At 26.7% G+C, this 9,157-nt stretch carries 6 protein-coding genes; all 6 read left to right on the forward strand.

The genetic code is table 11. From position 1 onward, the window contains the following. The first annotated feature begins 259 nt into the window (after window positions 1–259). Window positions 260–3,268, forward strand: coding sequence for a DNA polymerase (locus WBG30_RS14925; RefSeq protein WP_424505449.1), 3,009 nt, complete (start codon window positions 260–262; stop codon window positions 3,266–3,268). A 22-nt stretch (window positions 3,269–3,290) separates the two neighbouring features. After that, on the forward strand, window positions 3,291–4,187 hold the full coding sequence (gene whiA / locus WBG30_RS14930; protein WP_424505450.1) for a DNA-binding protein WhiA: 897 nt from the start codon (window positions 3,291–3,293) through the stop codon (window positions 4,185–4,187). Window positions 4,188–4,197: 10 nt separating this feature from the next. Continuing rightward, window positions 4,198–5,124 carry a bifunctional riboflavin kinase/FAD synthetase gene (locus tag WBG30_RS14935; RefSeq protein WP_424505451.1) on the forward strand — a complete coding sequence of 309 codons (927 nt, stop codon included), beginning with the start codon at window positions 4,198–4,200 and terminating at the stop codon, window positions 5,122–5,124. Window positions 5,125–5,184: 60 nt separating this feature from the next. Continuing rightward, window positions 5,185–5,874: a segregation and condensation protein A gene (locus WBG30_RS14940; protein WP_424505452.1), complete on the forward strand. Its 690-nt coding sequence runs from the start codon at window positions 5,185–5,187 to the stop codon at window positions 5,872–5,874. Between the two features lies 1 nt (window position 5,875). Continuing rightward, a complete protein-coding gene (gene murJ / locus WBG30_RS14945) occupies window positions 5,876–7,336 on the forward strand; it encodes a murein biosynthesis integral membrane protein MurJ (RefSeq protein WP_424505453.1) in 1,461 nt (486 codons plus the stop codon). Between the two features lie 168 nt (window positions 7,337–7,504). Then, window positions 7,505–9,157, forward strand: a 1,653-nt coding sequence (locus WBG30_RS14950; RefSeq protein ID WP_424505454.1) for a hypothetical protein, incomplete at its 3' end; no start/stop codon positions are given.

Genomic DNA, 9,157 nt, shown 5'->3' on the forward strand with positions numbered 1-9,157 from the left:
ATATTATAATTACTTTACGTGTTTTAAAGTCCGATAATTAATGTATATAAAATTTAAAATAAAAATAATAAAACCAAATAAAATATATAAAATCATCAAATAAACTCTAAATATAAATAATTTATGATATAATAAATAGTGATATTATTATTTAAATTTGACCCAATTAAATTTATTTAAAATTAAAATAAAAAAAATATAATATGTTTTTATAGAGTAAATAAAAATAATCGAATGAAAACATATGAGGAGAAAATATATGAAAAAAGCAGTATTATTAGATGTAAGTGCAATTATGTATAGATCATATTATGCACATATGAATCTTAGAACAAATTCAGAACCAACCGGTGCAACTTTTGGATTTTTAAATACACTTTTAGGTGTACTAAAAGAATTTGAACCTGAATATATAATTGGGGCTTTTGATGTAAGTAGAAAATCTTTGGAGAGAACAAAAATCTATGATAAATATAAATCAGCTAGAAAACCAATGCCAGATGATCTAGCTTTACAAATAAAAAGAATTGAAGAACTATTAGATGTGTTTAATATAAAAAAAGTGAAAATAGAGGGCCATGAAGCAGACGATGTAATGGGAACATATGCAAAGGAACTATCAAGAGAAGGGATAGAAACTTATATAGTTACTGGTGATAAAGACCTTTCTCAAGTTTTGGATGAAAATATAAAGATTGCTCTATTAGGAAAGGGAGATGGGAAAAGTAGATTTGGAATTCTTCGAACCCCTGAAGATGTAGTGGCACAATTAGGAGTTACACCAGAATTAATTCCTGATCTATTTGGACTTATTGGAGATTCTAGTGATGGGATACCAGGTGTAAGAAAAGTAGGTCCTAAAAAAGCAGTTCCAATGTTAGATTTATATGGAAATTTAGAGGGAATCTATGAAAATATAGAAAAATTAAGTGATATTCCTGGAATTGGAAAAGGGTTAGTAAAAAATATTGCTGAAGATAAGGACTTAGCATTTTTAAGTAGGAAACTAGCAGTAATAAAAAAAGATATCGATCTAAGCTTTAATTTGGAAGATATGAAATATAATAAAGATTTGAGTAAGTTAGTGGCATTATGTAAGGAACTAAACTTTAAAAGCTATATAAAAAGATTTACTTTTGAACTAGAAAAAGAAGAGGAAAAAAGATCTATAGATAGTAAAAATATAGAAAATATTGAAAAAGAAGAAATAGATTTTGAAAGGAAGAATGAACTTAAAAAAGCTTTAAATGAAATTTTGAAAATTATAGAAACATCATCTATAACAGAGGAAGAATTTAAAGAAATGGAAAAAAAATTAGAAGATCATTTTTATGAAAGTGAAAAGCAAATAGAAAAAAAAGAAGTTGAAGTCGAAGTCTTAGCAGAAAAAGAGATAGAAAAAACTAAGATCATAGATCTAGATGGAATAAAGAAATTAAAAAAAGAGATAGAGGAATCTAATCAAGTAGCACTTTTTGAGAATGAAAATGGGATAGTATTTATTACAGATAAGGGAAGCAGATATATCTCTTTGAATCCAAGTATTCTTATAACAAAAGAAATAACTTTAGATGCTTTAAAGCCTTTGTTTCAATTAGATACACCATATGTAATCTATGGTTATAAGAAATTATTAAAATCAGGAATAGAACCAAAAAATATAAAGTGTGATATATTTATAGGAAATTACCTTCTAACTAACCACACAAAGGAAGAATTTGAAAATTTGGTTTTAGATAGAGATGGGGAAGTTTTAAAAACACAAAATGAAATTTTGAAAGAAAGATCTATTGAAAAGATGGATGTAGAAGATATGCATAATTTTTTAGAAGTTAGAGCTAAATTTTTATATAAATCAGGAACTAAATTTTTAGAAGAATTAGAAGAAGAAAAATTGACAAAGATATATAATATTGAGATGGAATTGGTAAAAGTTCTATATAAGATGGAAGAAGAAGGAATTTTAATTGATTTAGACTATTTCAAGGAATATCAGCAGGAGTTATCTATAAAATTAGATGAGATAATACCTCAGATTAAAGCTGAAGTAACAAAAGGTGTAGAACATAATATCAACATGATGGAATTGACTGAAGAGCAAATCAGAGAGAGCCTTCTACAACTAGGAAAACTTAACTATAAGAAGAAATCAGAATATACTGCATATGCAGAAAAAATAGAAAATGCTGATTTAGAAGAATTATTAAATAATCAGCTAGTATTTAATATAGCCTCACCTAAGCAATTAGGTATAGTATTATTTCAATTGATGAAATTACCTAAGGTGAAGAAAGATTCTGTAGGAGTAGAGGTTTTAGAAGTGCTAAGAGATAGAGATGGTGAAATGATTGCCAAAGATATATTAGAATACAGGAAATTGGCTAAATTACAGAGTACCTATGTAGAAGCGCTGCCTAAGTTAGTTGATGAGCATAGTAGAATACATACAACATTTAACCAGACAGGAACTGCAACAGGAAGATTATCTTCTTCTAATCCAAATCTGCAAAATATTCCGGTAAAAACACCAGAAGGTATAAAAATTAGGCAAGGATTTGTAGCAAAAGATGGCTATAAACTCTTAGCAATTGATTATTCTCAAATAGAGCTTAGAGTCTTAGCAGAAATAAGTGAAGATGAAACTCTTATCTTAGCTTATGAACAGGATAAAGATCTCCATGATCTTACAGCTAGGAAATTATTTTCTTTAACAGAAGATGAAGATGTAAGTCGTGATAAAAGATCTTTGGCAAAAATTGTTAATTTTAGTATAATCTATGGGAAAACAGCTTTTGGATTATCTAGTGAATTAAAAATAAGTCTCAGTGAGGCTAAAGAATATATTTCTAGATACTTTACTCAATATCCAGGTGTAAAAGCTCTAGAAACAAAGATAATAGAAGAAGCTAAGTGTGATGGGTTTGTAAGAACTCTTTATGATAGAAAAAGAACGATAGAAGGAATAAATTCTTCTAATAAAAACATTGTGAAGCAAGCTGAACGAATGGCTGTAAATTCTGTAATCCAAGGAACAGCAGCAGATATACTAAAAATAGTAATGGTAGAACTAAATAAAAAACTAGAAGGCAAAGAGGATATAAAGATGAATTTACAGGTTCATGATGAACTAATCTTTGAAGTAAAAAAAGAGAAGATGGAAGAGTATACAAAACTTATAAAAGATATAATGGAAACAACTGTGAAATTAGACCATGTAAAATTAAAAGCTAATGTAGCTATGGGTGATAATTGGAGTGAAGCTAAATAGTTTTTCCTAAAAAGGGGTGGAAATGTCATATACATTTAGGATAAAAGATGAAATTTTTAGTAAAGAGGTCAATAGTTATGATGAAAATTTAGCTGAGATCTATGGAATACTTTATTCAAAAAATGCATTTTATGAAAAAAAAATTGAGATAACTTTAGAAAATTATTCTCTTTCACAGAGAGTTGTGGAACTTTTTAAAAAGTTAACAAGTTTAAAGACATTTATAAAATATTCTATCAGTAAAAAACTGGGTGAGCACAAAGTGTATGTGGTTACAATACCATACCAAATGGGTTATAATAAATTTTTAGATTCTTTTAGGTTGATAGAAGAGCAGTTAGACCAAAGAGAGGATCTATATAACGGTTTTCTTAGAGGATTATTTTTAGCTTGTGGATATATAAAAGATCCTGAAAAAGAATATGCTATTGATTTTTTTATAGATTCTGAAGAAGTTGCAGATAAACTTTATGCACTTTTAAAATTTAGGAATAAAAGATGTTTTAAAACAACTAAAAGAAATAAATTTTTGATATATTTAAGAAATTCAGAGGACATTATGGATGTTTTAGTGGCAGTGGGAATACTCAAAGAATTTTTTAAATATGAAGAAACAATAATGCTGAAAGAGATAAAAAATAAGACAATTAGAGAGATAAATTGGGAAGTAGCTAATGAGACAAAAACACTAAATACTGGGAGAAAACACGTACTTATGATAGAGTATATAGAGAAAGAAATCGGTCTTTCTTCTATGACTTCGGTACTACAGGAGATGGCTAACCTAAGATTGCAAAATCCTGAGTTTTCCCTTCATGAATTAGGGGATTTGATTAGTTTGAGTAAATCTGGAGTTAGAAATAGATTTAGAAGGATAGAGAAAATATACAAGGATTTAAAAGAAGAAGAAAATAAATAAGGAGTACAGTATGAAAATCATAGATGATATATTTCAATTAAAAGAGGAAAATCACGATCTATGTGTGGCGATTGGAGCATTTGATGGAATACACGAAGGTCATAAAAATGTAATTAAAGAAGCTATAAAAAGAGCAAAAAAAATTGGTGGGAAATCGGTGGTATTTACTTTTGATAAACACCCTAAAAGTTTTATGTCTCAAAAAACAGCTCCTAAATTGATAAATTCTAGGGAAGAAAAAATTCACCTTTTGGCTGAACTAAAAGTAGACTATGTTGTGTTTCAAAAATTTGATAAAGAGTTTTCTGGCCTTACACCATTAGAATTTTTAAAATTATTAAAGGTATTTAGGACTCGTGAAATTTTTGTAGGGTTTAATTTTAGATTTGGTGCAGGAGGAGCAGCTACTGTAGATGATATGATAAAAATTGGAAAAACCTGTGGAATCGAAGTAAATAAGACAAAACCTGTAACTTCGGGGAAAAAAGTTATAAGCAGTACTTTAATTAGAGAACTTATAACAGGTGGAGAACTAGAGACAGCCAAAATTTTATTAGGTTATAATTTGTTTATAATAGGAAGAGTAGTTCATGGTAAAAAATATGGACGTCAACTAGGATTTCCTACAGCAAATTTAAAATTAATGGATAAGATATATCCTCCATTTGGAATATATGGAGCTAAAGTTCAGATAGAAGGTTATGGTGAGATCTATGATGGGGTAGTCAATATAGGTAGAAATCCTACGTTAAAAGACGGGGAACTAAGTGTAGAAACTCATATCTTAAATTTTTCAGATTATATATATGGGAAAAAAGTTATAGTGGAATTGATAAAAAATCTCCGGACTGAAAAAAAATTTAATTCTATAGATGAATTAAAAAAAGCCATTGCTAATGATGTTTTGATATGGAAGGACTATCTTCAAAGCAACTAAAATTAATAATAATTAATGATTAAAAGATTTAACTAAAAATAAAAATTAAAGAAGGTAAAAATGAAATTAGAGATTAAATTAGAAAATTTTGAGGGTCCACTGGACCTTCTTCTTCATCTTTTGGAAAAAAAAGAGATGAAAATAACAGAGGTAAAGATAAGTACCCTTATAGACGAGTATCTGTCTCTAATTGAGGAAGCTAGAAAAGAAAGTATTTCTATTAAGGTGGAATTTTTAGGAGTTGCCAGCGAATTATTGGAGATAAAAGCACTATCTATCTTAAATATGAGGGAAAAAGAGAAAAAAGAGGAAGCTTTAACACAAAAACTTGCAGAATATAAATTATTTAAAGAATTAAGTGAAAAAATAAGGGAATTAGAAAATGAATATAATATTTCTTATACTAAATTCAGTAAGGGAAAAAATATAATAAAGGTTCCAAATACAGATTTTGATCTATCTAATTTAAATGGGAACCTTATATTTCAGATTTATTCTAAATATATAAAAAATACAGATGTATATGAGATTGATATCGAAGTTAAATACGATCTTAAAGAGGAAAAAAATAAATTATGGGAAAGTATACCTGCAGGAAGGGAAGTTTATTTAGAAGATATATTTTCTAAAGCTATAGACAAACTTCATTTGGTATATTTATTTTTATCTCTCTTGGAATTATACAAAGATGATGACATAGAGATATTAGAGCATGGAATAAGATTAAAAACTCCTTGTGAGGTGATCTAAGATGTTTAGAAGTGGTATTTTAATTATGATAATCACTTTAGCAAGTAGAGTCTTGGGATTAGTACGAACAGCACTTATTGCATATTATTTTGGTGCGACTAAATATACTGATGCATACTTTAGTGCTTTTAAGATAAGTAATTTTTTTAGGCAATTATTAGGAGAAGGAGCTTTGGGAACCGTATTTATTCCTGTCTATAACGATAAGGAAAAAAAATATGGAGCTGAGAAGTCTAAATCTCTTATATATTCAGTCTTAAATCTATTATTTATATTTACAACTCTAGTAACTATCCTTATGGTAATTTTTTCAGATAATATAATTAATTTTATTGTAACAGGATATCCAGAAGAAACAAAGGTTATAGCTTCTAAACTTTTAAAAATAATGGCTATTTACTTTGTATTTATAGGTTTAGCTGGGATGATCTCTGCTATACTAAATAATTTTAAAAAGTTTTTAATCTCTGCTAGTACCTCATTATTTTTTAATTTTGCCATAATAATTAGTATAATACTTTATGGTAAGCAATATGGTGTGACAGCAATGGCAGTAGGAGTAGTTGTAGGAGGGGTATTACAGTTTTTAGTAGTTTTACCTACGTTTATAAAGGTAGTTAGAAACTATGAATTTAAGATAGATTTTAAAGATGAAGATCTAAAAAAAATATTTATTTTGATGATACCTATGTTATTGGGGATTTTTGCAAGACAGATAAATAGTATAGTGGACCAATTTTTTGCATCTCATCTAGCTAGTGGAGGAGTATCAGCATTAGAAAATGCCACAAGGATATATAATCTACCATTAGGAGTGTTTGGTATTTCCATAGCTACAGTGATCTATCCTACTCTATCTAAAGCTATTTCAAATAATGAAACAGAAATAGTCAGAAATAGTCTTCAAAGGGGACTTAATTTTTTACAATTTTTAATCATACCTAGTACGGGAGTCTTGATATTTTACGCAAGGGATATAATAAAACTAGTTTTAGGTCATGGAGAATTCACACAAAATTCTATAACTATTACATCTGAAAGTTTAATATTTTATTCAGTAGGATTATTTTTCTATACGGCAGTACACCTTATGAGTAGGGCTTTTTATGGGATGAAAGATACCAAAAGGCCTGTAATATTCAGTGCTATATCTATAGTAATAAATATAATTTTAAATGCTATATTGATCAAACAATTTCAACACAGAGGACTTGCATTAGCTACAGCTATAGCATCTATGGTTAATTTTATGTTGTTATATGTTACATTCAATAAAAAATATATAAAGTTAGATTTGACATATATAGTGAAATTCAAATTTAAAGTTGTTATGAGTACTCTTATAGCTCTTGGAGGTAGTTTTTATATAGATAATATCTTTATAAAATTGATAACTTTTTCTTTGATATATCTTGCTCTTTGGGCATGGCCTTTGAAGAAAAATAAATTAGAAGTATTTTAATTTATTTACTTTCTCCTAATAATTAAAAAAAAATAGTTTCTCAAAATTGTGGGAAGCTATTATTTTTTTGAAAAGTTGAAATTTTATAGTATATAATTTAGATAAGAGGAAAATTAAAGATAAACTATAGATTAAGATGAAAGTAAAAAGAGGAGAGGTTTGTTAAAAATGAAAAAAAAAATTTATATAGTATTGTTTGTAGCATGGGTTATATTTTTGATTCAACTTCCATCAATAGTAAAAAATATAGCAGTAAATAAACTAGAAGAAACAATAGGAAGAAAAGTAAGTAGTGGAAATTTTAGATATAACTATCTCAGAAATATTCTTTCAATTGAAGATTTAAAAATATATGAGAAAAATGGGAAAGATATTTTTATAAAATTTGATTCTTTTGATGTAAACATAGATATATTGCCACTATTAAAAAGAAAAATTTATATTGAAAATTTAAATCTTATAAATCCAACTCTTAGACTAAAATATGATGATGGAATAGCTAATTTTGATTCTATTTTAAAAAAAATAGATTCTGATAATAAAAAAGTAGAGATAGAGAATGAACGTGTAGATGATAGTTTTATAAAAAGTATAGAATTTAAAAATATTACTATAGACAATTTTACTTTTTATTATAATGATAAAGTAGTTCGAGGTGAAAATAAATTTACTATAAAAACACCACAAATATTGTATAAAAATAAAAATTTTATTTTTAATTCAAGGATAGATTTTTATAACAAAGGACAAGTGAACTTTAATTTAGAATATAAAAAAGATGGAACTTTATCTGGAAAATTAGAAACAAAAGAATTCTTGCTAGATGATAAACTTTATATAATTAAAAGTTTATATAATTTAAAAGAAATAAAGGGAAGAGTAGATAGTTCTTTTGACTTTAATTTTAATTTTTTAAAAGATATCTATAATTTAGAAGGTCAATTTAATATAAATCAGTTAAAAATGAATTCTGTTGAATTAGGCAAACTTTTCTCAATTGATCATTTAGAAGGAAAGATAGAAAGTGTGAAAATAAATGAAAATAAATTTTTTCTAAATGAAGTAAAAACAAATAATGGGACAGTGAACATAGAAAGTATTAGAAAGTATATGTCTTCCATATCCAAGATTTTAAATAAAAAAACTAATGGAAATAGTGAGGAAATCGAGAAATTAAGTTACCCTATATTTAACATAAAGGCACTTCAAATATCTAGATATAATATATATGATAAAGACTTAAATTTAGAAATAGATAATCTAAAGGTAAACGATTTAGGGACATTAAAAGGGACCTCAAAAGTAGAATTTACAGGAAAGTTTCAAAATTCTAAGATGACATTAACTGGGGAAATAGAAAAAGAAAAAAATATAAAAAAAGAGCAAAATATAGACTCTATTAAGATTAAGGGAGATCTAAATATAATATCTTTCAATTTAAAAGGTGTATCGCCATTTTTACAAGAAGGTCTAGAACTTAATGGGAATTTAGATGTTTCCTCAAAATTTAATTATTCAATAAATAATCTTCAAATAAAAAATTCCGTTGTTTTAAAAAAATTATCATTAAAAAAAGATGATTTTGACTTAAAGTTTGGGAATTTACAATTTAATAATAAATTTTTAAAGGATAGTAATAATTATAAAATTAGTGGAACAATAGATGCTCAAAATGGTTCATTTAATATGTTTGGTATTGATTTAATATTAAAAAATGGAGCAATTGAGATAGAAGAATTCTCTGAGGACAAAATAAAATTAGGTGTAATTAAGTTACAAAGTCCATGGATGAAAATGAATAGTAAAGAATCGCAAAATAGT

Origin of the sequence: Psychrilyobacter sp. (genome assembly GCF_049671765.1) — a bacterium.
Lineage (GTDB): Bacteria > Fusobacteriota > Fusobacteriia > Fusobacteriales > Fusobacteriaceae > Psychrilyobacter.